The organism is uncultured Corynebacterium sp., assembly GCF_937999985.1.
Taxonomy (GTDB): domain Bacteria; phylum Actinomycetota; class Actinomycetes; order Mycobacteriales; family Mycobacteriaceae; genus Corynebacterium.
In genome coordinates this window covers 1-22,618 of sequence record NZ_CALLDG010000091.1, presented here as the reverse complement: position 1 = coordinate 22,618, position 22,618 = coordinate 1, and the positions used below count along the sequence as shown (strand labels likewise).

Below are 22,618 nucleotides of genomic sequence, written 5' to 3'. Positions count from 1 at the left end.
TCCGTCCGTGGGGCGCCGGTGCTGTCGATCGCCTCCATGCCATCGGGAAGCGGCTCTGGTTTGATGCGCACGTTCGAGCAGCGCAGGGCCTCCGCGACCGCCTCCTGGTTCAGCATCCGATAGCTAAACCCCAGCGTGCGGCGGGTGAGGGGAGTGCCTGCGACGACGTCCAGGGGTTCCGGTGCACTAAAAAGGCGATCGGCCCAGGTGGGAATCTGTGTGGAGAACACCCCGTAGGTGCCGGGGAAGGGGTGAGAACTGTGTACGTCGAAGGCCGGATCATAGGCGATGACGTGGAAACCACGCTGTGCAGCTCGAATGGCCAGGAGCGCTCCGGCTGGACCGAGGCCCTTAAGCACGAGCTGATGGGTCACTTAAACCTCCGATTCTGGGTTCTTACCCCCGAACTTACACAGCCGTGTTTTACTTATCGCATCTTCAGGATTTTTTTGCGCCTGAATGTAAGAGCTACAGATATAAGAAGCCCCTAATAGAATAAGAATCTTCGCAAGCTAAGGTTTAAGTTCAGGGTTTGGGGGACAGGCCGCAGACCAGGTGTAACGTTTGGCCTGCGGGCACCAAGCACAGTTCCTAACATGAATTTTGTCCTACTCGGTACGAACATACCGAAAGGTGGGGCACGGGAAGAAGACAGCCCCGTCGGCGACACACGCCGGCTGCGACTCGGGACTATGGGGGACCCGGGCAACGCGACTCCGGTGTTCATGGGGTGGGAAGGGTCGCCGGCGGGGATGGCTGATAGGCTTCTTCCTTGTGATTGTTACTAATGACCTAGAGGTTCGAGTGGGGGCTCGAACCCTGCTGAACGCCCCCGGGCAGCACCTGCGAGTGCAGCCTGGCGACCGCATCGGCCTGGTCGGACGCAACGGTGCGGGCAAGACCACCACCATGCGCATCCTGGCGGGTGAGGGCGAGCCCTACGGCGGCACCGTCACGCGCAGCGGCGAGATGGGTTACCTGCCGCAGGATTCCAAGGAGGGCGACATCGAGCAGACCGCGCGCGACCGCGTGCTTTCCGCCCGTGGCCTGGACCGCATCCGCCACTCCATGGAGCGCCAGCAGGAAATCATGGAGACCAGCGAATCCGCCGGCCAGCGCGATGCTGCGATCCTCAAGTACAGCCGCCTGGAGGAGAAGTACCACGCCCTCGGCGGTTACGAGGCCGACAGCGAGGCCGCGCAGATCTGCGACTCGCTGGGGCTGCCCGAACGAGTGCTGGACCAGCCATTGAAGACGCTCTCCGGTGGCCAGCGCCGCCGCGTGGAGCTGGCGCAGATCCTCTTTGCCGCCACCGCCGGCTCCGGCCGTTCGCAGACCACCCTTCTTTTGGACGAGCCGACTAACCACCTGGACGCGGACTCCATCACCTGGCTGCGCGGCTTCTTAGCCAAGCACGAGGGCGGGCTGATCATGATCAGCCACGACGTGGAACTGCTGGACGATGTCTGCAACAAGATCTGGTTCCTGGACGCCGTGCGTGGCGAGGCCGACGTCTACAACATGGGCTGGACCAAGTACAAGGACGCCCGCGCCACCGACGAGGCGCGCCGCCGCCGCGAGAAGGCCAATGCCGAGAAAAAGGCCAGCGCGCTGAAGCAGCAAGCCGAGAAGTTGGGCGCCAAGGCCACCAAGGCAAAGGCCGCCAAGCAGATGGCCGCCCGCGCGGAGAAGATGCTGGGCAACCTGGACGAGATTCGCGTCGAGGATCGCGTGGCCAACATCAGCTTCCCGGAGCCCGCCCCGTGCGGCAAAACCCCCATGAACGCCAAGGGGCTGACCAAGATGTACGGCTCCCTGGAGGTCTTCGCCGGGGTGGATCTGGCCATCGACAAGGGATCCCGCGTGGTGGTGCTCGGCTTCAACGGCGCGGGCAAGACCACACTGCTGAAGCTGCTGGCCGGGGTGGAACGCACCGACGGCGAGGGCGGCATCGTCACCGGACACGGCCTGAAGGTCGGCTACTTCGCCCAGGAGCACGACACGATCGATCCGGACAAGTCCGTCTGGGACAACGCCATTGAGGCCTGCCCCGATGCCGGCGAGCAGGACCTCCGCGGCCTGCTGGGCGCCTTCATGTTCTCCGGCGAGCAGTTGGAGCAGCCCGCCGGCACCCTTTCCGGCGGCGAGAAGACCCGCCTGGCCCTGGCCACCCTTGTCAGCTCGCGGGCAAACGTGTTGCTGCTGGATGAGCCGACCAATAACCTGGATCCGCAGTCCCGCGAGCAGGTGCTGGACGCGCTGCGAACCTACACGGGCGCGGTGGTGCTGGTCACCCACGACCCGGGCGCGGTGAAGGCCCTCGAGCCCGAGCGCGTGATCGTGCTGCCCGATGGGGTGGAGGACCTGTGGAGCGACGAGTACATGGAGATCGTCGAGCTGGCCTAGCCCACCATCCCCAGCGAGGCGCGGGAGTGTTCCACGAAGCGCCGCAGCAGCGAGTTCGCCGCCGCCGTATCCTGCCCCTCGAAGCGGGCGTAGGTCTCCGTAATCTCCGCGGGGTCGCAGTAGCCCTCGTCCTCGTAGAAGCTGAGTCGCCGGGTGATGCCCGCCGCATCCATCTCCGGGTGGAATTGGCTGGTCCAGACGTTCTCGCGGTAGCGGTAGATCTGCACCGGGCAAGTCTCGCCGGTGGCCAGCAGCGTGGCTTCCTCGGGCACGCGCACCACGGAATCCTTGTGGCCCGTCAGCGCGGTGAAGCGGTCGGGGAGCGCACCCGTGATGGGATCGATGCGGCCGGCGTCAGTAAGAGAAACCTCGCTGGTGCCCGCCGATTCCGAGTACTGACTGTTGACCTCGCCGTCCAGGTAGTGCGCCAGCATCGAGGTGCCGTAGCAGGTGGAGAAGATACCGAAGCGCTGCCGCTCCGATTCGACCTGGATGAAGTCCACCAGCTTCTGCGAGATCGCTTCCTGCCATTCCACCTCGACCGGGCGGGTGATCGTAAACGGCGAACCGCCGATGAACACGCCCTCCACGCCTTCGAAGCTTCCCAGGTCGGCGCTGGGGTTATCCAGCGGTCGCTGTTCGAGCTCGGCGGGGGTGAGGCCGCTGTAGCTGAGGAAGTCGGCGTATTCCGCGGCGAGCACCTCGGCGCCGCTGCGGGGGCATAGCAGTACGAAAGTCACATTCGTTACTGTAACAGACCGCTTAGTCTATTTACTATTTTTTGACGCCCGCGCGCCCCAACTTCTGCAGCAACTCCTGCGCACTGTCGATCTTCTTGTCCTCGAATCCCCGGACTCCGTCGGCAGCGGCGGCCAGGGAGGCCAGCTCCGCCACCTGCTCGGGTGTGTGCAGATTCCGCGCCCGGCTCAGAATCTCTTCCCGGTAGGCGTGGACGAGCTTGCGCTCCAGTTTGCGCACCTCCGCGTAGCCGAAGATGTCCAACCGGGTGCCGCGCAGCCCCTTGGCCTTCGCCAGCGCACTGAGCACCGGGCGCATCCGCGGGCCGAGCCCGATCTTGCGGTTCAGCCCCAGTGTGCGCAGCAGCGGTGGCTGGAACTGCACCGTGACCTTGCCACCCTTCTGCGCCTCCGCGAATCCGGGATCCAGCGCCAGGCGGGCGACCTCGTACTCGTCCTTGTAGGCGGATAGCTTGTGCAGTCCGGCGGCGAAGCTGCGGGTCAGCTCTGCGGGGCCATCCGGGTTTACGCGCCGCTCGTGGGCGTGCACGGCGCGCACGTCGGTCAGGTAATCCTGGGCGTCTTGTTCGGAGCCCCAGCGGCGCATCTCGTCGAAGTACACTGCAACCTCGTCCACCAGGCTCGGCTCCAACACCTCCTCGATCTTGGCCCGGGTGCGGTCAAGGGGCTGAACCTCCTGGTACTGAGAGTAGTCAGGCTCCACGCCCATCAGCTCGATCAACGCCTCCGGGCGGCTGACCAACTGACGGCCACGGCGGAAGGCCTGAATGTTAGCCTCGGCCTTCTTGCCGTTGATCCGCAGCGCCTTTTCCATAGACTCCGGGGCCACCGGCAGCGCCCCGGCCTGCACGGCCGCGCCGATAAGCAGCATGATCTGGAATGTGGACTCGCCGAAGAGCTTGGTGGACACGCGGATCGCGTCGGTGATGATCGCCCGCTTCGCCGCATGCCCCAGCGCGCCGGTGATCTGCACGCCATCGGGGCGGGTGGCCTTAACGTCCGTACACATCTGCCCCGTGGGAGTCGCGGAGTTCGACAGCACGGCGACCGTCCGCGCCGCGTTGAGTACCGAGGTGCTGGCGTCTTCTGCACCCGTCACGCCGTCCAGCGCGATCAGCAGGTCCGCGCTGCCGCGCGGCACCGTTCCCGTGTGCTGGCCAATGTTCCTAGAAATCCGCAGGTCGGAGACCACCGACCCGCCCTTCTGTGCCAGGCCCGTCATGTCCGTGCCGCGCACCGCAAGTCCATCGAGGTGTGCGGCGGTGGCGATCACGGCCGAGGCCGTCATCACTCCCGTGCCGCCCACACCCGAGATGCGGATGTTCCACGGGTGCTTGCTGTCCAGCGCGCTCTCCGGCACCGGGTCGAGCTCGGTGGCGTCAATAGGCGGCACCTCGCGCTTCTCCTCGACCGCAACGACGGTCGTGAAGGCCGGACAATCACCGGACAGGCACGAGCGGTCGGTGTTGCAGCTGGTCTGATCCACACGGGTCTTGCGCCCGAACTGCGTGTCCACCGGCTGCAGGGACAGGCAGCCGGACTTTTCGCCACAGTCACCGCAGCCTTCGCAGATGCGCTCGTTAATCACGATCTTTTCAGTCGCCTGGGCGCGCTGGTTGCGGTTGCGGGCGCGGCGCTTCTCAGCGGCGCACTCCTGGTCGTGGATCAGTACGGAGACACCCTGCAGCAGCTCCAGCTCCTTTTGCACCTTGGCCAGATCCTTGCGCGGGCGCACCTGCACGCCGGATCCTCGCAGGGCGCGGCGCGTGCGTCGCACATCGTCGCTGGTCACGACGATCCTGGCCGGGTTCTCGGCCCGCACCATGTCGACCAGCCCCGCCAGGCTCGGCTGCCCCACGGGGTCCTGGCCGCCCGTCATCGCCACCGTGCCGTTGTGCAGCAGCTTGAGGGTTGCGTTTACCTTGGACGCCACCATTGCCCGTAGCGCCAGCGATCCCGAATGCAGGAACGTCCCGTCGCCCATGTTTTGCACGAAGTGCTCCTCGGACACGAAGCTGTGCATTCCAATCCAGTGTGCGCCCTCGCCGCCCATCTGCGCGGTGCCCATGATCTTGCCCACGCGCTTGTCGTCCATCAGCATCACCATGGCGTGGCAGCCGATTCCAGCGCCAACCAGCGTGTCCTCGTCCGCACGGGTGGATAGGTTGTGCGGGCAGCCGGAGCAGAAGTGCGGCACGCGGTTAGGCACCGCCAGCGGCAGGGAGATTCGAGTGGGACCGCTCGTTACGCCGGCGACCTCGATGCCCTCGTTGCGCAGCAGTTTGGGCAGTTGCTTCAGCGGGTCGTTCACGTGCTCGATCGCGGGGCGTACCGGAAGGTCATAGAGGCAGGCGCGAACGGATTCCAGCAGATGGGTGCCGAGTTCCTCGGCCACCACGAGGGTATCCAGCCCCTCGCAGAAGCTCTCCAGCTCCTGCGGGTCCAGCGGGTAGGTCATCGCCAGCTGCAGCACGCGAACGTGCGCCTCGCCCACGACCTCCGCAACCTCCAGGGATGTGTTGCCCGCGCAGATCACGCCCACGCGGTCGCCGTCCCGCGCGCCCCACCAGCGGTTCAGGCGGTGCTCGCGGGAGTATTCCAGGGCGCGCTGGAGGCGCTCGCCCACGCGCGTATCCTCCAGGTCCAGCAGTCGCTTGCCCAGCAGGCGGGCCTCCGGCACGTGCTTGCCGCCGCGCTCCAGGCCGCGGGCCGCCGTGGCAGCGCGGATAGCCTTCAGATCCACGCTGGCAGACCCGTCGGCCACCGGGGTAGTGATGCGCAGTGCCGTCCACAGGCCGCTGTAGCGCGACATCCACGCCGCGTGCGTGCCGAGGCGCAGCACGTCACCCGCGTCCGCCGGCACTAGGGTCGGCAGCCCCAGGTCCGCCAGGATCCGCCCAGAGGCCGAGGGGATCGTCGAGGACTTCGCCGTCGGGTCGTCGCCCACGAAGGCCACCGCGCCGCCCGTGCCGCTGGTGCCGGTCATGTTCGCATGCCGCAGCGCATCGGCCGCCCTATCCAGCCCCGGAGCTTTGCCGTACCAGTAGCCGACCACGCCGTCGATGCCATCCTTGACAGTCGCTCGGTCAGTCATCTGCGATCCCGCTACGGCGGTGACGCCCAACTCCTCGTTGACGGCAGGGAAGTGCTGCACATCAAACTGGCCGAGCAGTGACTTGCGGCGCCCCAGCTCGAGGTCGTATCCACCCAGCGGGGAGCCCTCGTAGCCAGAGACGAAGCTGGAGGTCTTCAGCCCAATCTCGCGATCCGCCTCCGCGCGATCCAGCACGGTGCGCACGAGCGCCTGGATGCCGGTTAAGTGGATGTGCCCGGTCTTCTCCCGGTAGCGGGACTGGGTGTAGTCGGGGAGATCCTGGACGGGGGAAATTGAGTCGGGGATGAAGGTGGAGGTCATCGCTGTTCACCCTTTCGTGCGAGCTGTCAGTTTGTGGTTTGAATCACATTAAGTGACAGCGAACCGCACCCGGTAGCACCTACGGAAAAATAGTTCACTTAGCAAAGGTTTTTTAGATTCCAGACCTGAAACCTAGGCCAATGGCCTAAAATCCCATCCAAGCGACAACAGGTTTGCACACAAAAGTAGATGTTTCTTGCCAACAGGCCGCGAAGGGGCGTCATAAAGAAAGGGCAGAAGAATGAGGGACCTCGACCGGACAGACATCGAACTCTGCATGCTACTCAACGAAAGGCCCAAGGCCGGGGTGCGCGAGTACGCGCGGGTGCTCGGGGTGGCGCGAGCGACGGTGAGCAGCCGCATAGACAAACTCGTGGAAAGGGGAGTGATAGGCAGCTTCGCCCCTCATTTCGACCCCGGCGCACTCGGCTTTCCGCTAGGTGCTTTCGTACACGTCACGCTGGACCAGCGGGCTTTGGACCAAGCGACGGCGGCAATCCTGAACATCCCGTGGATCACGGAGGCGCATTCCATTGCCGGGCCCTACGACCTATCGTGCCGCGTGGTGGCGCGTGATCACGAGCACCTGGAGCAGATCACCCTCAAACTGCAGGAGGTCGAGGGCGTGCAGCGCACGCGCACGGAAATTATCCTGCGCTCCCGCATCCCTGCCCGCCACGGCCAGCTGCTGCAGGCGTTAGCGGATCTGCGAAACCTCTAGAGCTGCCTTGACCTGCTTGGCCGACAGGTCGGTAGAAATCGTGGCCGTTTCCGGCTGGCCCGCGATGTACCGGCAGATGGTCCAGCCGTTGGTGAACTCGGGCTCCAGCACGTCCATGGGGCCATCGGCCATGTGCAGGTTATAGGGTCGCCCCTCCCAGTTGGCCGGGGCGTTGAACTCGCTGGTGCGGAACGTGAACGGCTCGGTGCCGTCGGTGGGGTAGGCCTGCACCATGGCCTTGTAGTAATAGCGGCGCTCCGTGTTCATGCGCTCCCCGTTGTCGTTGTGGGTAGACACCCGCGTTATCCACACGCCGCCCACGCGGGCGGGAGCGAAGCGCAGCCAGCCGTTTCCCCAGGCCTTGCCCAAGATGCGCAGACGGCTGCGGCGCTTGGCTGCGCTATACAGGGCAACACCTGCCATCAGCAGGCCGATAGCCCCGATCACCAAGCCGATCACCAGAGGCTGCGTACTTCCACGGGCAACTAGGAAGCCTCCCAGACCCAACAGCACCACGCCGATTGTCAGCACCACCGTTTGCACCACGCTAAATCCTGCGGTGTTGCCGGCGACCGGCATGCGGCCGTTGTTAGACAAAGCAGCATTCAGCGCAACCGACCCGGCGGGTAGGGTACAGCGCTGATCAAATGTGCCCGATTGCTCTGCCCGCACGAGCCCATCGAGCGGATCATCGATTACAACCGAAGAGCGACCGTACCTAAAGACCTCCACCATGCGAGTGAGTAATCCTTCCTAGTTGCGGTAGCCGTGCAGCGGGGCGGGGATGAAGCCACCGCGGTTGATGAACTCGGCGCTGCTTGCACGGTTCACGCCGATCACCGGCGCGTAGCCCAGCAGGCCACCGAAGTCCACGTCGTCGCCCACCTTTGTACCGACCGCGGGGATCACGCGCACGGCGGTGGTTTTATGGTTCATCACGCCGATGGCCGCTTCGTCGGCGATCATGCCAGCAATCGACTCCGCGGGGGTGTCGCCCGGGATGGCGATCATATCCAGGCCGACGGAGCAGATGGCCGTCATAGCCTCCAGCTTGTCGATGCTGATGGCGCCGCTGCGCACAGCGTCGATCATCCCCTTGTCCTCGGAGACCGGGATAAAAGAGCCCGAGAGGCCACCGACGCGCGAGCAGGCCATCATGCCACCCTTCTTCACCGCATCGTTTAGCAGCGCCAGTGCGGCAGTGGTGCCGTGGGTGCCCACCTGGCCGAGCCCCATGTGTTCCAAGATGTGCGCCACGGAATCGCCGAGCTCCGCAGTGGGGGCAAGGGAAAGATCCACGATGCCGAAGGGCACGCCCAACCTTTGGGCGGCCATCACGCCCACCAGCTGGCCGGTGCGGGTGATCTTAAATGCCGCCCTCTTGATTTCCTCGGAAACCTCGTTGAGCGTTGCGCCTTTCATTCCAGCGACCGCGCGGTCGACCACGCCGGGGCCGGAGACTCCCACGTTGATCACACAGTCCTGCTCTTCCACCCCGTGATAGGCGCCGGCCATAAACGGGTTGTCGGAAACAGAATTGGCAAACACGACCAGCTTCGCGCAGGCCAGCGTACCGCCCGCACCATAAGTGGAGGCATCCTTAATAACGTGTCCCATCTCGCGGACCGCGTTCATGTTGATGCCGGCCTTCGAGCTGCCGACGTTCACAGACGCGCAGACGACATTAGTCTCGTTCAGCGCCTCGGGTAGCGAGCGGATCAGGTCCAGCTCGCCGCGCGTGGCTCCCTTGTCTACTAGGGCGGAGTAGCCGCCGATGAAGTTCACGCCCACCTCGGTGGCCGCGCGGTCTAGCGCTTCTGCAATGCGCACCGGGTTGCCCTCTACAGCCGAGGCGAGGATACCCACCGGGGTCACGGAGATGCGTTTGTTCACGATGGGGATGCCCAGTTCGCGTTCGATCTCCTGAGCCACCGGCACAAGGTTCCGCGCATAGTCCACCACGCGCTCAAACACCGCTTCAGCGGTGGCCTCCATCGTTTCGCGGATGCAGGGCATGAGGTTGATGCCCATCGTTACCGTTCGGATGTCGAGACGGTACTTCTCGATCATCTCGATGGTTTCTAGAATGTTGTTGCTTTGGTTTGTGACGCCACGACGTGGATTCATTGTTTAACCCTCCAGAACCCTTACACGTCGTGCATGGCGGAGAAAATGGCCTCCGACTGCACTCGGATGACGAGCTTCTCCCGCTTCTCGACCTCCGCCATTCGGTCCTGCACGTCGGCGATCCCGTGCTGGGAGTCGTCGATACGAACGTGCAGGATCATGGTGAAGTAGTCGTCCATGATGGTCTGGGAGACGTTGAGGATGTTGACGTCTAGCTCGGCCAGGGCGGTGGACACGGCGGCGATGATTCCGGTGTGGTCCAGCCCGGTGACGGTCATGATTGCGATCATGCACTACATGCTACTCACCGGGTTGGACAGCCTAATGTCCGGGGGAACGCAGAGCGCTTTCTACGAAGTCCAGCGCGTCGGATAGCCCCTCGGTGCCCTGGCGCTGGGCAAGCCGTCCGAGCACACCCTCGAGCACCAGCTCTAACGTCTGGGCTATCGTCTCTACCTCCACGTCCTTGCGGATTCGCCCGCTGGCGCGCTGCTCCCGCAGGCGGGTACGCACGGTTTCGCGCAGTGCCAGCTGATCCAGCTCCCACTTGGCCGCGAAGCAGGGGTCGATGTTCACCCGGCGGGTGATTTCCACCCGCATACCCCACCAATCTGTCAAGTCATTTGACTTGACAAGGGCACGAATAGCGCCGATAAGGCCCTCGTCGGCCGCTAGTTCGGCCATCTTGCGCATGTCCTCGTGAGCAACCTCGAGAAACAGCTGATCCTTGTTGCCGTAATGGTGGAAGATCGCGCCGCGGGACTTGCCGATGGCTTCTTCCAACCGGGCGACGGTTGCGCCGTCGTAGCCGTAGGTAGCGAAGCAGTGGCGCGCGCCGGACAGGATCTCGACCTTCCGCTCTGCCAGGTCCGTGTCGCTTACTTTGGGCATCTGGTTAACCTCGTTGAGTTGTATGAGAGCACAAAGGCGGTGACCCGCGCTTCTCTCCCCGTGGGGAAGAGGGCGCCGGCCACCGCCTCATGCCAGGCTTATAAGGAGTTATTCCCTACTTGCCGGACATCATGTTGCGCAGAACGAACTGCAGGATGCCGCCGTTGCGGTAGTAGTCTGCCTCACCGGGGGTATCGATGCGGGTCACGGCGTCGAACTCAATCTTCTCGCCGTTCTCCTTGGTGGCAGTTACCTTGACGGTCTTCGGGGTAGAGCCGTTGTTGAGCTCCTCAATGCCCTCGATGTCGAAGGTCTCGGTGCCCTCGATGCCCAGGGACTTCCAGGACTCACCCTCCGGGAACTGCAGCGGGACAACGCCCATGCCGATCAGGTTGGAGCGGTGGATACGCTCGAAGGACTCGGCGATAACAGCCTTCACGCCCAGCAGCAGGGTGCCCTTAGCAGCCCAGTCACGGGAGGAGCCGGTGCCGTATTCCTTACCACCCAGAACGACCAGCGGAGTGTTCTCCTTCTGGTAGTTCATAGCAGCGTCGTAGATGAAGGACTGCGGGCCGCCCTCCTGGGTGAAGTCGCGGGTGTAGCCGCCGGAAACACCGTCGAGCAGCTGGTTCTGCAGGCGGATGTTAGCGAAGGTACCGCGAACCATGACCTCGTGGTTACCACGACGTGCGCCCAGGGAGTTGTAGTCCTTGCGCTCCACACCGTTTGCATCCAGGTACTGAGCAGCCGGGGTGCCCGGCTTAATGGTGGAAGCAGGGGAGATGTGGTCGGTCGTCACGGAGTCGCCCAGTAGAGCCAGGACGCGTGCGCCCTTGACGTCGTTGACGTCCTCCGGCTCCTTGCTCATGCCGTCGAAGTACGGAGCCTTGCGGATGTAGGTGGACTTCGGATCCCAGTCGAAGGTCTTGCCGGACGGAACCTCCAGGGAGCGCCAGCGCTCGTCGCCCTCGAAGACGTTTGCGTAGTCCTCGGCGTACAGGTCCTTGGTGATGGAGGAAGCGATAACTTCCTCGATGTCCTCGGTGGACGGCCAGATGTCCTTCAGGAAGACATCGTTGCCATCCTGGTCCTGACCCAGCGGCTGAGTCTCGAAGTCGAAGTCCATCGTGCCGGCGATCGCGTAGGCAATAACCAGGATCGGGGAGGCCAGGTAGTTCATCTTGACGTCCGGGTTGATGCGACCCTCGAAGTTACGGTTACCGGACAGGACAGCGGTGGCGGCCAGGTCGCCCTCGTTGATACCTGCGGAGATCTCCTCCGGCAGCGGGCCGGAGTTACCGATACAGGTGGTGCAGCCGTAGCCGACCAGGTAGAAGCCCATGGCCTCCAGGTCCTTCCACAGGCCCGCCTTCTCGTAGTAGCCGTTAACAACCTGGGAGCCCGGTGCCATGGAGGTCTTAACCCACGGTGCGGACTTCAGGCCCTTGGCAGCAGCGTTGCGTGCCAGCAGGCCAGCGCCGACCATGACGGACGGGTTGGAGGTGTTGGTGCAGGACGTGATGGAAGCGATGGCAACCATACCGTGGTCCAGCTCGATGTCCTCGCCGTTGTAGTTGACGGTGACCGGGTTGGACGGACGACCCTCTGCGCCTGCAGCTGCGGAAGGAATGTTGCCCTTCGCATCAGCAGCGGATGCCGGGGTGCCGGCACCCTGGGCAGAAGTGTTCTCGGTTGCCGGGCCCTCTGCGTCGAAGTCCGGGGTGGAGGCAGAAGCGTCGGCGTCGACGTAGTTGTGCAGGTCCTTGCGGAACTGTGCCTTGGAGTCGTTCAGCTCGATGCGATCCTGCGGACGCTTCGGGCCGGCGATGGAGGGAACGACGGTGGACAGATCCAGCTCGAGGTACTCGGAGTACTCGACTTCCTTCTCCGGGTCCAGCCACATACCCTGCGCCTTGGCGTAAGCCTCGACGCGATCCAGGGTCTCCTGGTCGCGGCCGGTCAGCTCCAGGTACTTCACGGTTTCTTCGTCGATCGGGAACATAGCCGCGGTGGAGCCGAACTCCGGGGACATGTTACCGATGGTTGCGCGGTTGGCCAGCGGCAGCTCGCCAACGCCCTTGCCGTAGAACTCGACGAACTTGCCGACCACGCCGTGCTGGCGCAGCATGTCGGTGATGGTCAGTACGACGTCGGTGGCGGTAACGCCAGCCGGGATCTCGCCGGTCAGCTTGAAGCCAACGACGCGCGGGATCAGCATGGAGATCGGCTGGCCGAGCATTGCAGCCTCAGCCTCGATGCCGCCGACACCCCAGCCCAGGATGCCCAGGCCGTTTTCCATGGTGGTGTGGGAGTCGGTACCAACACAGGTGTCCGGGTAAGCCAGGCCGTTGTTGTCGAATACGGAGCGGGCCAGGTACTCGATGTTCACCTGGTGGACGATGCCGGTTCCCGGAGGAACCACGCGGAAGTTCTCGAAGGCGCCGGTGCCCCAGCGCAGGAACTTGTAGCGCTCGTCGTTGCGCTGGTACTCGATCTCGACGTTCTTCTCCAGAGCGTCGGCGTTACCGAATGCCTCGATGATCACGGAGTGGTCGATGACCATCTCAGCCGGGTTCAGCGGGTTAACGTCGTCTGCGTTGCCACCCAGGGCAACCACGGCGTCACGAATTGTGGCCAGGTCAACGATGCAGGCCACGCCGGTGAAGTCCTGCATGATAACGCGGGCCGGGGTGAACTGGATCTCGAAATTGGGCTCTGCGGAAGGATCCCAGTTGGCGATGGCCTCGATGTGCTCGCGAGTGATGTTCTTACCATCCTCGTTGCGCAGCAGGTTCTCGCCGAGAACCTTCAGGGAGTAGGGAAGCTTCTCCATTCCCGGCACGGCGTCCAGCGCGAAGTAGTCATAGGACTTCTCGCCGACCTGCAGAGTGCTCTTGGAATCGAAGGAGTTGATGCTTTCAGCCACAGTGAGCTCCTTTAATCTCTTCTCTTAGTCGAAATGTCGTCGTCGATGTGGTCGCCGCCACGCACGGGACTGCCGCCCGCGGCGGAGGCTCTGCTTACCATTGTGGCAGCATTCTTGCCGCGACGTCACTAAAAATTTTAACAGTACGATTGTCCTGCTGCGAATCCTGCAGGTTTAAGCGTGTCGCCAATACCCCCACCCCTCTTTCGGTGCTAAAAACATCCCATGACAGATACGCCTAACCCCGCCCCTTCGGACGACGTTGCGCAGCTCATTGCCTCTCTTAATGACGCCTCAGTCTTCGTCGCCGAAGATTTCCCAACCGAGGTGGAGTCTGGATCGGCCGGCTTATCCAAGAGTCTCAACGATGTGGTTGAGGCGACCGAGGGGGGAGAGTCGGCGTCCAAAATAGGCACCCTAAAGATCGGCTATATCAATCAGGACGGGGAGCGCCACAACAATCTGCGCGACGTCGCGCAAAAAGTGCTCGACGGCACGGACGCTGACACGGTGATCCTGAAGTCCCCGAGTCAGGCGGCGGCAGTGTCGGAGAATCTGTCGCGCTACGCCATCGAATCGAACTACAAGGCTCTCTCTGGCGCCAACAGTCACCCGGAGGCGACGCAGGAGTTCCTCAACCAGGCGGCAGGGTATGAGGCTCCAACCGGTCTGGCCAACGTGGGAGTGGTCCTAGCAGTGGCCGTGGCGGCCGTAATTGCTTCGTTATCAAAGCTGCAGACCAAGCGGAAGTAGATAACGGTTTAAAATAGTCAAGCCTGGGGGATTGACTAACCTTAAGGGTGAATCTAGAAAAACGGGGGCTTCCTACAGGTAGTGCAATACGACACGCCTACACGCTCGTAAATGTGACATAAATCACACTTGTAACTTTTCCGTTACTATTCGCAGGTCAAGGCAATTGCCGTTACTTATGTGACTAGTGCGATTCATGGGATTCATGGTGAAAAAGTTTACGGCCTTGACTTGTGTGCTCTAGGGTTCCCAGTGTCAACTTTTGAAACGAGTTGATCTCGAAGTGATTTTTGAGATTCACCCGACGGGACCTGTACTGATCGCATGGGGAAGTGCGGCCAGCTGGACCGAGGGTTTCGCTCGCTTCAAAGCCAGTTGTTAAAACACCAGGAGAATCGATCGTGACACCACGACCACAAAGCCGTAAGCGAACGGTGCTGGCCGTCGCAGTGACCGCTGGAGTGACGCTGCAGTCGACGACAATGGTCGCCCAGGCCGACGACAAGCGCACCGTCGAAAGCTTCCTGGCCGACCTTGTCGGCCAGGTTTCTCGCGCCAAGTCCCAGGTTTCCGAGATGGAGACGCTCATGGGCTCGCTGCGAGAAGATGCCAACAAGGCCCGCGTCGACCTCGTCAACAGCCAGTCCGCCGCCCAAACGGCCCAGGACAAGGTCGTGGACGCACGCGGTCGCCTCAAGGATTCCGACACCGAGGTAACCAAGGCACAGGCGAAGCTGAACGACATCGCGCGTTCCGCCTACGCCCAGGGTGGCGACGCTTCTGCCGTGAACCTGGCTGCCGGCGGCAGCGACGCGGTTGGTGACACGCTCGATCGGTCCTCCTACATCGACGCAGCCTCCAAGAAGCAGAAGGACGAGGTCGACCGCCTCGACCTGGCGCGTACCCAAAACGCCAACGAGGAGTCCTCGCTGCGAGACTCCCGCGACAAGGCGAACTCCGCCGTTGACGACGCGGTAAGCAAGTACAACACCGCGCGCAACACGCTGGACAACTCCCAGAAGACCCTCGCCGAGAAGCAGAAGGAGTACAAGCGCCTGCTCGGTGAGAAGTCGAAGGCGGAGAAGGCACTGCGCGAGGCTCGCGCCGCCGTGGAGACCTTCACCAACACTCACCCGGAGGCTTCTAGCTGGGACAAGCGCAAGGTCGCCGAGAAGGCAGCCGAGAACGCTGGCGCAAAGGTCGAGAAGACCGAGAAGGCCGAGGACGCCGAAGATAAGGCCCAGGAGACTCCAGCGGAGGAGACTCAGTCCACTGGGGACTCCACCGAAAACACTGAGAACACTGAGAACACTGAGAACACTGAGAAAGCTCAGCCGGCTGAGGCTAACGAGTCCACTGAGTCCGACCAGTCCGACCAGTCCGACGAGTCCCCGGCACAGGGCTCCCTCGGCAACCCGGCAGGCCTGCCGGAGCTCCCGGCAGAGCTGCAGTCTTCCTACGACCTGAACGCCAGCGGCGATGACCAGCGCCAGGCAGCCCTCGACGGCCTGCGCAAGGCCGGCGAGTCCGCGCTGATGGCTGGCTTCACCACCGCGCTGTCCGGAAACCCGGATGGCGCCGTGGCTGCCGCCGCGCGTGCGGGCCGCGAAACCGCAGGCCAGGAGTATGACCGCGCCATGGGCGGCGGCACCAGCACCGCACCGGCGGCGCAGGAGACCCCGGAGACCCCCACAGCTCCGGAAACCGAGGAAGCAACCGAAACTCCTGAGGCCCCCGAAACTCCGGACGAGGCCGTTACCCCGGAAACCCCGGAGACTCCAGAGAACCCGGCTGAGGCCATCGCCGACGCCCTGGACCCGAGCAGCCCCGATACCTCCGGCACCGCCGAAGAGAAGATCGAGCGCGTCATCAAGCGCGCCGAAAGCCAGCTGGGCCTGCCCTACGCATGGGGCGGCGGCAACTTCCACGGCCCGACCAAGGGCATCCGCGACGGCGGTGTAGCCGACGCGCACGGCGACTACAACAAGGTCGGCTTCGACTGCTCCGGCCTGATGATGTACGCATTCTACGGCGTGGGCATCGAGCTGCAGCACTACTCGGGCTACCAGTACACGGCCGGCAAGCAGGTTCCTTCCTCTGAGGCCAAGCGCGGCGACATGCTGTTCTGGCCAGGCCACGTCGCCCTGTACCTGGGTGACGGCAAGATGATCGAGGCCCCGCAGTCCGGTGATGTCGTTAAGATCTCCGACGTGCGCTGGGGCGGCATGCAGCCCATGGCAGTCCGCATGATCGAGTGATGATCTAGCGCAGCAGCTCCCGCTGCGCATAGTCCACAGCCACCATCCGGGCGGTTCTTACCGCCCGGAGCATTGGCATTAGATGGGGGTCCAGGCTCGCACCCACCTCGGAGCGCTTAGTGACCTCCACAATCGCCGCCACCTGATCGGCCCTGGCCATCAGCTTCGCGGCGCGACTGGGCACTCCCGGCGGCATGCCGGGAAGCCCAAAGGCATCGTTCAAGGCCCCCACCGCCAGCTCAGCGCGCTGAAACGCCGCCCCACCTCTCGGCACATGCCCCGCGTTCCGCACCATCCTCGTTGCATTATCCGCAGCCTCACGTAGCAGCTGATCCGCCTCACCCGGCGAGTAGACCGGCAGCGGCGGAACCGGCCCTTCCACCGAATCCCACGACCAACTGACCAGGTGGGCGTCAATAACACGAGGGCTAAGCACGTGGCTGACCAAGGGGTCGCGATCGGCGATGATTAATGACGCCCCCTCCGGGCCAACCGGCAGCACGGTCGCGTCGCCGGGGCCGGAAAGCGCCAGCTGGATCAAGGGGCGTTCGTCCAATCCGACGGGCGCCTCGTCGGCCACGGAGCGGATATGGCCGAGCATCTCCACCAGTCCGCCCCCGTCGGGCTCCAAGCGGTGATGCTTGCCCTGGGTGGCGTGGAAGGCGTCGATCACTTCGTCTGCCCCGATGATCCCGTGCAGCCACCAGGCCAGCCATAGGGAGGTGTTCTGCACGGGCGACCACAGTTGCGCCCCAAGCCACGTCGGTACCGGATCAGTCATTTTTCCTAGCCTAAGCTGGTTGCCCATGAGCTTCAATTACGGTGACATCATGAAGGGCCACTCTCGCAACCAGAAACCCAGCATTCCGCGCGTCGCGCCGGAGCTGGGCATGGTGGTGGAGGTCATCGCCGATGACTTCGTCGGTGCCGTGGTGGGTGGGGAGAAGACCGCCGACGGCGACTTCATTCGCCTGGAGGATCGCTACGGAAAAACGCGCCTGTTTAAGCTTCGCGAGGGCGCATTCCTACTTGAGGGCAAGCCTATTACCTTGACTCGTTATGTAGATCCCAGGATGCTGCCCCCGAAGCAGCGCACCTCCAACTCAGGCTCGCGGCGCGTAGAAAACGTACAAGCCAAAGTCGCGGCGCCCTCCCGCATTTGGGTGGAAGGCATTCACGATGCCGCAATCGTCGAACAAGTCTGGGGGCATGACTTGCGCGTGGAAGGCGTGGTCGTCGAGTACCTGGAGGGCCTCGACAACCTGCCGGAGCGGCTCGCCGAATTCCAACCCTCCGCGACCCGCCGTGTGGGCGTGCTCGCGGACCACCTCGTCGAGGGAACGAAGGAGGCGCGGCTGACCGAATCCTTAGGCCCACACGTGATGGTCACCGGCCACCCGTACATCGACATCTGGGAGGCCGTAAAGCCGCAAAGCGTTGGCATCCGCACGTGGCCGAAGATTCCCCGCGGCATCGATTGGAAAACAGGCGTGTGCCAAGAGCTCGGCTGGGGTAGCCCGCAGGACGGTTGGCGTCGGGTGGCGGCTGCAGCCAAGACCTTTCGCGATCTGGACTCCACTCTTATCGGTGCGGTGGAAAGGCTGATCGATTTCGTTACTGTCCCGCCGGAATACTGAAACACCAACTAGGATCCTGACTATGGGTCCGATCATTTGGTTAATCGCAGCGGGAGTGTTGGCCCTTGGCGAGCTCCTCGTTGCGGATATGTCCTTGCTCATGCTCAGTGCGGCTGCATTGATCACTGCCGGGATTTCGCTGGCGGACATTCCGGTATGGGCAGAGATACTGGTTTTCGGCCTGGCTTCACTGGCGACCATCTTGGCGATTCGGCCCATCCTGCGCAAACGCCTTATGCAAGCACGCTCAGAACATACCTTCGACCACGCCGAACTGACGGGTAGGAACGCAGTGGTGGTTGAGGCTGTTAGTGCCGAAGTACAAAACGGCGGCATGGTGCGCATCGCCGGCGAGCTGTGGTCGGCGCGCTCGGCAACCCCAGGGGATGTTTATTCCCAGGGAGAGTCCGTACAGGTGATAGACATCGACGGCACGACTGCAGTCGTGTGGAAGAACAAATAGAAGGGCTTAACGACTTATGAGCTTCACAATTTTCTTGGTGGTCTTGCTGCTCATCATCGCTACGGTGATCATCAAGATGGTGGCCCTCATCCCACAGGGTGAGGCGGCTGTTATCGAACGCTTGGGTACGTACACCCGCACTGTTTCCGGCGGTTTGACGCTTCTCGTTCCGTTCGTCGACCGTATCCGCGACAAGGTCGATACCCGTGAGCAGGTCGTGAGCTTCCCTCCCCAGGCCGTGATCACGCAGGATAACCTGACGGTCGCCATTGATACCGTGGTCACCTTTCAGATCAACGACCCGGCGCGCGCCATCTACGGCGTGAACAACTACATCGTCGGCGTAGAGCAGATCTCCGTCGCCACGCTGCGCGACGTGGTTGGTGGCATGACGCTGGAGGAGACCCTGACTTCCCGTGAGATCATCAACCGCCGCCTGCGCGGCGAGCTGGACGCGGCCACCACCAAGTGGGGCCTGCGCATCTCCCGCGTGGAGCTGAAGGCCATCGACCCGCCGGCATCCATCCAGCAGTCGATGGAGATGCAGATGAAGGCGGACCGCGAGAAGCGCGCCATGATTCTTACCGCCGAGGGTCGCCGCGAGTCGGACATCAAGACCGCTGAGGGTGAAAAGCAGGCCCGCATCCTGGCTGCTGAGGGTGAAAAGCACGCGCACATCCTGGCCGCAGAGGCCGAGCGCCAGGCAGCCATCCTGCGCGCCGAGGGTACCCGCGCGGCCCGCTACTTGGAGGCCCAGGGTGAAGCCAAGGCCATCCAGAAGGTCAACGCGGCTATCAAGTCCGCTCAGGTCACGCCCGAGGTGCTGGCCTACCAGTACCTGGAGAAGCTGCCGGAGATGGCGAAGGGCTCTGCCAACAAGACCTGGATGATCCCAATGCAGTTCGGCGACTCCCTGGAGCAGTTCGCCAAGGCCCTGGCCAAGAAGGACGACGAGGGCGTGTTCCGCTACGAGCCGAAGCCGGTGGACGATGCCACTCGCGAGCAGGCCAACGAGTCGAGCTCCGAGGATTGGTTTAACACCGCATCCTCGCCCGAGATCGCCGAGGCCGTTGCCGCCGCCAACGCCGTGGCGAACAAGCCCGTCGACGAAGCTGCGCTCGACAATCCCTACAACGAGGGCTAGTTCTTTAACTCGTCTGCCCTGGCCAGCATGTGCACGGCCAGGGTCCAGCCGGCCTGCTCCGCATGCCAGCCCGCCGCCGCAAGCCGCTGGCTCATCGCCTGCTTGCTGATGCCCACAATCTCTGCCGCCTCGGCCTGCAAGTGCCCAGCGCGCAGCAGGGCAGTGGCCTCGCGGCCCTCCTTTGTGCGCCGCGCCAGCACGTGGGCCAGCAGGGTGAAGGCCGCCGCGATGTCCTGGGCAACTTCGGCCGCCCGCCCCGGGGCGATCACACCGCCCGGGCCCGGCTTTTCAATCCGCACCGACACCGCCCCCGCACGCTGCGAGCGGGTCACCGCGCGGGTGGCTGCACCGATGGTCTCTTCCACGGACGACGGGGCGTCCCCATCAACCTCCGCAACCACCGAGCCAATGCCGAGTGCGAAGTCACCCGCCTGTAGTAAAGACATCACCAGACCGCCGGCCTCGTCGGGGCCGGGCGCGATGCAGACGAAGTCCTCGATGCCCTTCATCTCCACGGACTCGACCATCGAGGATCGCTCCAGTGCCGCCGCGACGTCGCGGACGTACTCTCCACGGCGTTGCGAACGGCCCCGATAGGCGGCATACACGGCAAACATGTTTATAAACCTACTTCATTGGCTTTGCGCAGCTGGCGCCAGAGTCGAATCTCGTTCGCAGCGAGCGCGAATCCGGTGCACACCACCACGAAGCTAAGTATCAGGATCCACGGCTGACCGCCCGTTGCAAGCGCGTCGGAGGCCATGGCCGTGGCGATGGTATTCGGCGCCGAACCCACGATCGTAGCCAGCACATAGGGCACAAACGGGATGTGGCTCAGCCCGCAGGCATAGTTCAGCAGCGAAAAGGGGATGGCCGGAACCATGCGCAGCCCCAGCACGGCGATCCAGCCGCGCTCGGCGATCCTTTCCTGCAGCAGCTGGATGCGCTGGTCGTTACGGGTCTTCTTTTCCACCCACTTGCCGCCGACGGCATGCACCAGGATCAGCGACAGCGCGGCCGAGGCGCCCACGCCCACCAGCGCCAGCACTGAGCCCCACAGCGATCCGAACATCACTCCTGCGGCGATGGTCCAGATGGTGCGGGGGAGCGGCAGCTGGGTGAAGGTGACCAACAGCACCACAAAAGTCAACGGCGCCCACGCGCCCGTGGAGGCCACCCAGGTGCGAATATCCTCCACCGCGGGTTTCGGGACGAAGTAGACGAATGCGACCAGCAGGATGGGCACGAGGATGCTTAGAAAGCGGTACCGCAGCTTTAGCCCCCACCACGCGCTAAAGGCGTGGCCTACAAAGCGTGGGATTTTCATGTTGTGTCCGGAGGGGGACTTGAACCCCCACGTCCGTTAATAGGACACTAGCACCTCAAGCTAGCGCGTCTGCCATTCCGCCACCCGGACTTGGGTTGCGCACACCACAGTAAGTGGTGGCAACTCCCGTCACTTTAATGCCAAGCCAGTGATTTACACAAATACGCAGGTCACAGGGAGTTACTTGTATATGGATAAGCACTTTAGTGCGCTCGTCGAAAGCTTTGACTAGCGTGGTGCTATGTCCGATAACAACGCACAGCACCAGCCCACTTATATCGATGACCGTTTCCCCGGCCCGGATCCGTACGCGCCGCTGACGGCCCTGCCTGCGCTGGAGGTCACCAGCGAGACCTTCGCCGACGGCGCTCGCCTGCCCGAGGATCAGCTGGGGGGCAACGATGTCTCGCCCCAGCTGAGCTGGTCTAAAGGCCCGGAGGGCACGAAGACTTACGCGGTTACCTGTTTTGATCCGGACGCCCCTACGGCCAGCGGCTTTTGGCACTGGGCAGTCTTTAACATTCCGGCTGACGTAACCTCCCTGCCTCTCGGTGCCGGCAACGAGGACCTGAGTGGCCTGCCCGAGGGGGCAGTGGCGCTACGCGGCGACAGCCGTTCCTGGGGCTACTACGGCGCCAACCCGCCGGCCGGCCACGGTCCGCACCGCTACCTGTTTGCCGTCCACGCGGTGGGCGAGGAGCTGGACATCGACGACCGCCAGACCCCGACCGTCCTGGGCTTTAACCTGAACTTCAAGGCCACCGCCCGCGGCATCCTCTGGGGTTGGGCTGAGAACTAGTTTTCCACCCACGGCAACCCGCTGCCCACGGCCTTTGAGATATTCTCCAGGCCGTGGGCTTTCAGCTGCGCGGACAGACCCTGGTGGATCTCGCGGATCCAGTCCGGGCCGCCGTAGATGAACGGGGTGTAGCCCTGGATCAGGCTTGCGCCGGCGGCGATGCGCTCCCACGCGGCCCGCGGGGTGTCGATGCCACCCACTCCGATCAGCACCAACTTCCCGTCGGCGCGGGCCGCCAGACGACGCAGCACCTCCAGCGCCCGGGCTGCCACCGGGGCGCCGGAAATGCCGCCCGCGCCCATGGCCTCCACCTCGTGCGCCGGGGTCTTCAGGCCTTCGCGGCTAATGGTGGTGTTCGTGGCGATCAGGCCCGTCACGCCCATCTCGATGGCCAGGTCGCAGACCTTGTCAATGTCCTCATCGCTCAGGTCCGGGGCGATCTTCACGAACAGCGGGCGGGTGCTTTCCTCCTGCACCGCGCGGATGATCGGGCGCAGGGATTCCACCGCCTGCAGGTCGCGCAGCCCCGGGGTGTTGGGGGAGGATACGTTGATAACCAGGTAGTCGGCCACCCCGCCGATGGCCTTGGCGGACTCACGGTAGTCGCGGTCCGCAATCTCAGCGGCCACCAGCTTGGATTTGCCCAGGTTCGCCCCCACCGGGATGTCCGTGCTGCGTTTCTGCAAGCGCATTGCCGCCGCGCGGGAGCCCTCGTTATTGAAGCCCATGCGGTTGAGAATGGCCTTGTCCTCCGGCAGGCGGAACAGGCGCGGGGTGGGGTTACCCGGCTGCGCCAGGGCGGTGACGGTGCCGATTTCCGCGAAACCGAAGCCCAGCGGACCCCAGGCGTCGACCTCCTTGGCGTCCTTGTCGAAGCCCGCGGCCAGGCCGAGTGGGCGCGGGAACGTGAGCCCGGCAATCTGCTGGCTCAGCGCGTCATCGTGCACTGCCAGTGCGCCGTCCATCGCGGACAGAGCCGCCCTGGAGCCCGCC

Annotated in this window: 19 protein-coding genes, 1 tRNA gene and 1 pseudogene; 8 read left to right on the top strand and 13 right to left on the bottom strand. The window is 63.7% G+C overall.

Annotated features, from left to right (window positions below; translation table 11 throughout):
* Positions 1–374 (bottom strand): annotated as a pseudogene (locus Q0331_RS04360) (hypothetical protein); the annotation flags it as partial.
* Between the two features lie 400 nt (positions 375–774).
* Here Q0331_RS04360 and Q0331_RS04355 point away from each other — a divergent pair.
* Positions 775–2,406, top strand: a complete 1,632-nt coding sequence (locus Q0331_RS04355; RefSeq protein WP_298075205.1) for an ABC-F family ATP-binding cassette domain-containing protein — start codon at positions 775–777, stop codon at positions 2,404–2,406.
* Here the strand turns inward: Q0331_RS04355 and Q0331_RS04350 are convergent.
* Entirely contained in the window at positions 2,403–3,146 is a 744-nt protein-coding gene (locus tag Q0331_RS04350) for a glutamine amidotransferase (RefSeq protein ID WP_298075203.1), read from the bottom strand. The two genes, Q0331_RS04355 and Q0331_RS04350, sit on opposite strands and share 4 nt — an antisense overlap.
* A gap of 34 nt (positions 3,147–3,180) precedes the next feature.
* Positions 3,181–6,579 carry a DUF6537 domain-containing protein gene (locus Q0331_RS04345; RefSeq protein WP_298075201.1) on the bottom strand — a complete coding sequence of 1,133 codons (3,399 nt, stop codon included), beginning with the start codon at positions 6,577–6,579 and terminating at the stop codon, positions 3,181–3,183.
* 241 nt (positions 6,580–6,820) lie between these two features.
* Between Q0331_RS04345 and Q0331_RS04340 the strand changes: the two genes are divergently transcribed.
* Entirely contained in the window at positions 6,821–7,300 is a 480-nt protein-coding gene (locus Q0331_RS04340) for an Lrp/AsnC family transcriptional regulator (protein ID WP_298075200.1), read from the top strand.
* Here Q0331_RS04340 and Q0331_RS04335 read toward each other — a convergent pair.
* The 5 genes from Q0331_RS04335 to Q0331_RS04315 form a co-directional block, all read right to left on the bottom strand.
* Positions 7,277–8,035: a hypothetical protein gene (locus Q0331_RS04335; RefSeq protein WP_298075198.1), complete on the bottom strand. Its 759-nt coding sequence runs from the start codon at positions 8,033–8,035 to the stop codon at positions 7,277–7,279. The genes Q0331_RS04340 and Q0331_RS04335 overlap by 24 nt on opposite strands.
* 18 nt (positions 8,036–8,053) lie before the next feature.
* Positions 8,054–9,427 carry a PFL family protein gene (locus Q0331_RS04330; protein WP_298075196.1) on the bottom strand — a complete coding sequence of 458 codons (1,374 nt, stop codon included), beginning with the start codon at positions 9,425–9,427 and terminating at the stop codon, positions 8,054–8,056.
* A gap of 20 nt (positions 9,428–9,447) precedes the next feature.
* Positions 9,448–9,717, bottom strand: coding sequence for an ACT domain-containing protein (locus Q0331_RS04325; RefSeq protein WP_298075194.1), 270 nt, complete (start codon positions 9,715–9,717; stop codon positions 9,448–9,450).
* A gap of 31 nt (positions 9,718–9,748) precedes the next feature.
* The gene (locus tag Q0331_RS04320; protein ID WP_298075192.1) at positions 9,749–10,318 is read right to left on the bottom strand and encodes a TetR/AcrR family transcriptional regulator; all 570 of its coding nucleotides are present in this window, start codon (positions 10,316–10,318) and stop codon (positions 9,749–9,751) included.
* Between the two features lie 115 nt (positions 10,319–10,433).
* Complete coding sequence (locus tag Q0331_RS04315; protein ID WP_298075190.1) at positions 10,434–13,244, bottom strand: aconitate hydratase; 2,811 nt, start codon at positions 13,242–13,244, stop codon at positions 10,434–10,436.
* Between the two features lie 225 nt (positions 13,245–13,469).
* Between Q0331_RS04315 and Q0331_RS04310 the strand changes: the two genes are divergently transcribed.
* On the top strand, positions 13,470–13,997 hold the full coding sequence (locus Q0331_RS04310) for a DUF6676 family protein (RefSeq protein WP_298075188.1): 528 nt from the start codon (positions 13,470–13,472) through the stop codon (positions 13,995–13,997).
* Between the two features lie 401 nt (positions 13,998–14,398).
* On the top strand, positions 14,399–16,255 hold the full coding sequence (locus tag Q0331_RS04305; RefSeq protein WP_298075186.1) for a DIP1281 family NlpC/P60 protein: 1,857 nt from the start codon (positions 14,399–14,401) through the stop codon (positions 16,253–16,255).
* Between the two features lie 4 nt (positions 16,256–16,259).
* Here the strand turns inward: Q0331_RS04305 and Q0331_RS04300 are convergent, their stop codons facing one another.
* Positions 16,260–17,036, bottom strand: a complete 777-nt coding sequence (locus Q0331_RS04300; protein WP_298075185.1) for a hypothetical protein — start codon at positions 17,034–17,036, stop codon at positions 16,260–16,262.
* A gap of 25 nt (positions 17,037–17,061) precedes the next feature.
* Between Q0331_RS04300 and Q0331_RS04295 the strand changes: the two genes are divergently transcribed.
* The 3 genes from Q0331_RS04295 to Q0331_RS04285 are packed head-to-tail and all read left to right on the top strand — an operon-like array spanning position 17,062 to position 19,499.
* Positions 17,062–17,892, top strand: a complete 831-nt coding sequence (locus tag Q0331_RS04295) for a DUF3097 domain-containing protein (protein ID WP_298075183.1) — start codon at positions 17,062–17,064, stop codon at positions 17,890–17,892.
* A 22-nt stretch (positions 17,893–17,914) separates the two neighbouring features.
* On the top strand, positions 17,915–18,355 hold the full coding sequence (locus Q0331_RS04290; RefSeq protein ID WP_298075181.1) for an NfeD family protein: 441 nt from the start codon (positions 17,915–17,917) through the stop codon (positions 18,353–18,355).
* Positions 18,356–18,371: 16 nt separating this feature from the next.
* Complete coding sequence (locus tag Q0331_RS04285) at positions 18,372–19,499, top strand: SPFH domain-containing protein (protein WP_005294727.1); 1,128 nt, start codon at positions 18,372–18,374, stop codon at positions 19,497–19,499.
* Here the strand turns inward: Q0331_RS04285 and Q0331_RS04280 are convergent.
* The 3 genes from Q0331_RS04280 to Q0331_RS04270 all read right to left on the bottom strand — a co-directional run bounded on the left by Q0331_RS04280 (position 19,496) and on the right by Q0331_RS04270 (position 20,916).
* Positions 19,496–20,116 (bottom strand): hypothetical protein, encoded by a 621-nt coding sequence (locus Q0331_RS04280; protein ID WP_005294724.1) that lies wholly within the window; start codon positions 20,114–20,116, stop codon positions 19,496–19,498. The genes Q0331_RS04285 and Q0331_RS04280 overlap by 4 nt on opposite strands.
* A 2-nt stretch (positions 20,117–20,118) precedes the next feature.
* Positions 20,119–20,826, bottom strand: a complete 708-nt coding sequence (locus tag Q0331_RS04275) for a TVP38/TMEM64 family protein (protein WP_298075177.1) — start codon at positions 20,824–20,826, stop codon at positions 20,119–20,121.
* 4 nt (positions 20,827–20,830) lie between these two features.
* A tRNA-Leu gene (locus tag Q0331_RS04270) sits at positions 20,831–20,916 on the bottom strand.
* Between the two features lie 151 nt (positions 20,917–21,067).
* Here Q0331_RS04270 and Q0331_RS04265 point away from each other — a divergent pair.
* Complete coding sequence (locus Q0331_RS04265; RefSeq protein ID WP_298075175.1) at positions 21,068–21,625, top strand: YbhB/YbcL family Raf kinase inhibitor-like protein; 558 nt, start codon at positions 21,068–21,070, stop codon at positions 21,623–21,625.
* On the opposite strand, the gene Q0331_RS04260 is transcribed toward Q0331_RS04265, so the two are convergent.
* The coding region (locus Q0331_RS04260) for a quinone-dependent dihydroorotate dehydrogenase (protein WP_298075173.1) at positions 21,622–22,618 on the bottom strand (997 nt) is incomplete at its 5' end. The two genes, Q0331_RS04265 and Q0331_RS04260, sit on opposite strands and share 4 nt — an antisense overlap.

Coding starts and splice junctions, on each gene's coding strand:
- Q0331_RS04345 (WP_298075201.1), bottom strand. CDS start 6,579: ATGACCTCCACCTTCATCCCCGACTCAATTTCCCCCGTCCAGGATCTC.
- Q0331_RS04340 (WP_298075200.1), top strand. CDS start 6,821: ATGAGGGACCTCGACCGGACAGACATCGAACTCTGCATGCTACTCAAC.
- Q0331_RS04335 (WP_298075198.1), bottom strand. CDS start 8,035: ATGGTGGAGGTCTTTAGGTACGGTCGCTCTTCGGTTGTAATCGATGAT.
- Q0331_RS04330 (WP_298075196.1), bottom strand. CDS start 9,427: ATGAATCCACGTCGTGGCGTCACAAACCAAAGCAACAACATTCTAGAA.
- Q0331_RS04325 (WP_298075194.1), bottom strand. CDS start 9,717: ATGATCGCAATCATGACCGTCACCGGGCTGGACCACACCGGAATCATC.
- Q0331_RS04320 (WP_298075192.1), bottom strand. CDS start 10,318: ATGCCCAAAGTAAGCGACACGGACCTGGCAGAGCGGAAGGTCGAGATC.
- Q0331_RS04310 (WP_298075188.1), top strand. CDS start 13,470: ATGACAGATACGCCTAACCCCGCCCCTTCGGACGACGTTGCGCAGCTC.
- Q0331_RS04300 (WP_298075185.1), bottom strand. CDS start 17,036: ATGACTGATCCGGTACCGACGTGGCTTGGGGCGCAACTGTGGTCGCCC.
- Q0331_RS04295 (WP_298075183.1), top strand. CDS start 17,062: ATGAGCTTCAATTACGGTGACATCATGAAGGGCCACTCTCGCAACCAG.
- Q0331_RS04290 (WP_298075181.1), top strand. CDS start 17,915: ATGGGTCCGATCATTTGGTTAATCGCAGCGGGAGTGTTGGCCCTTGGC.
- Q0331_RS04285 (WP_005294727.1), top strand. CDS start 18,372: ATGAGCTTCACAATTTTCTTGGTGGTCTTGCTGCTCATCATCGCTACG.
- Q0331_RS04280 (WP_005294724.1), bottom strand. CDS start 20,116: ATGTTTGCCGTGTATGCCGCCTATCGGGGCCGTTCGCAACGCCGTGGA.
- Q0331_RS04275 (WP_298075177.1), bottom strand. CDS start 20,826: ATGAAAATCCCACGCTTTGTAGGCCACGCCTTTAGCGCGTGGTGGGGG.
- Q0331_RS04265 (WP_298075175.1), top strand. CDS start 21,068: ATGTCCGATAACAACGCACAGCACCAGCCCACTTATATCGATGACCGT.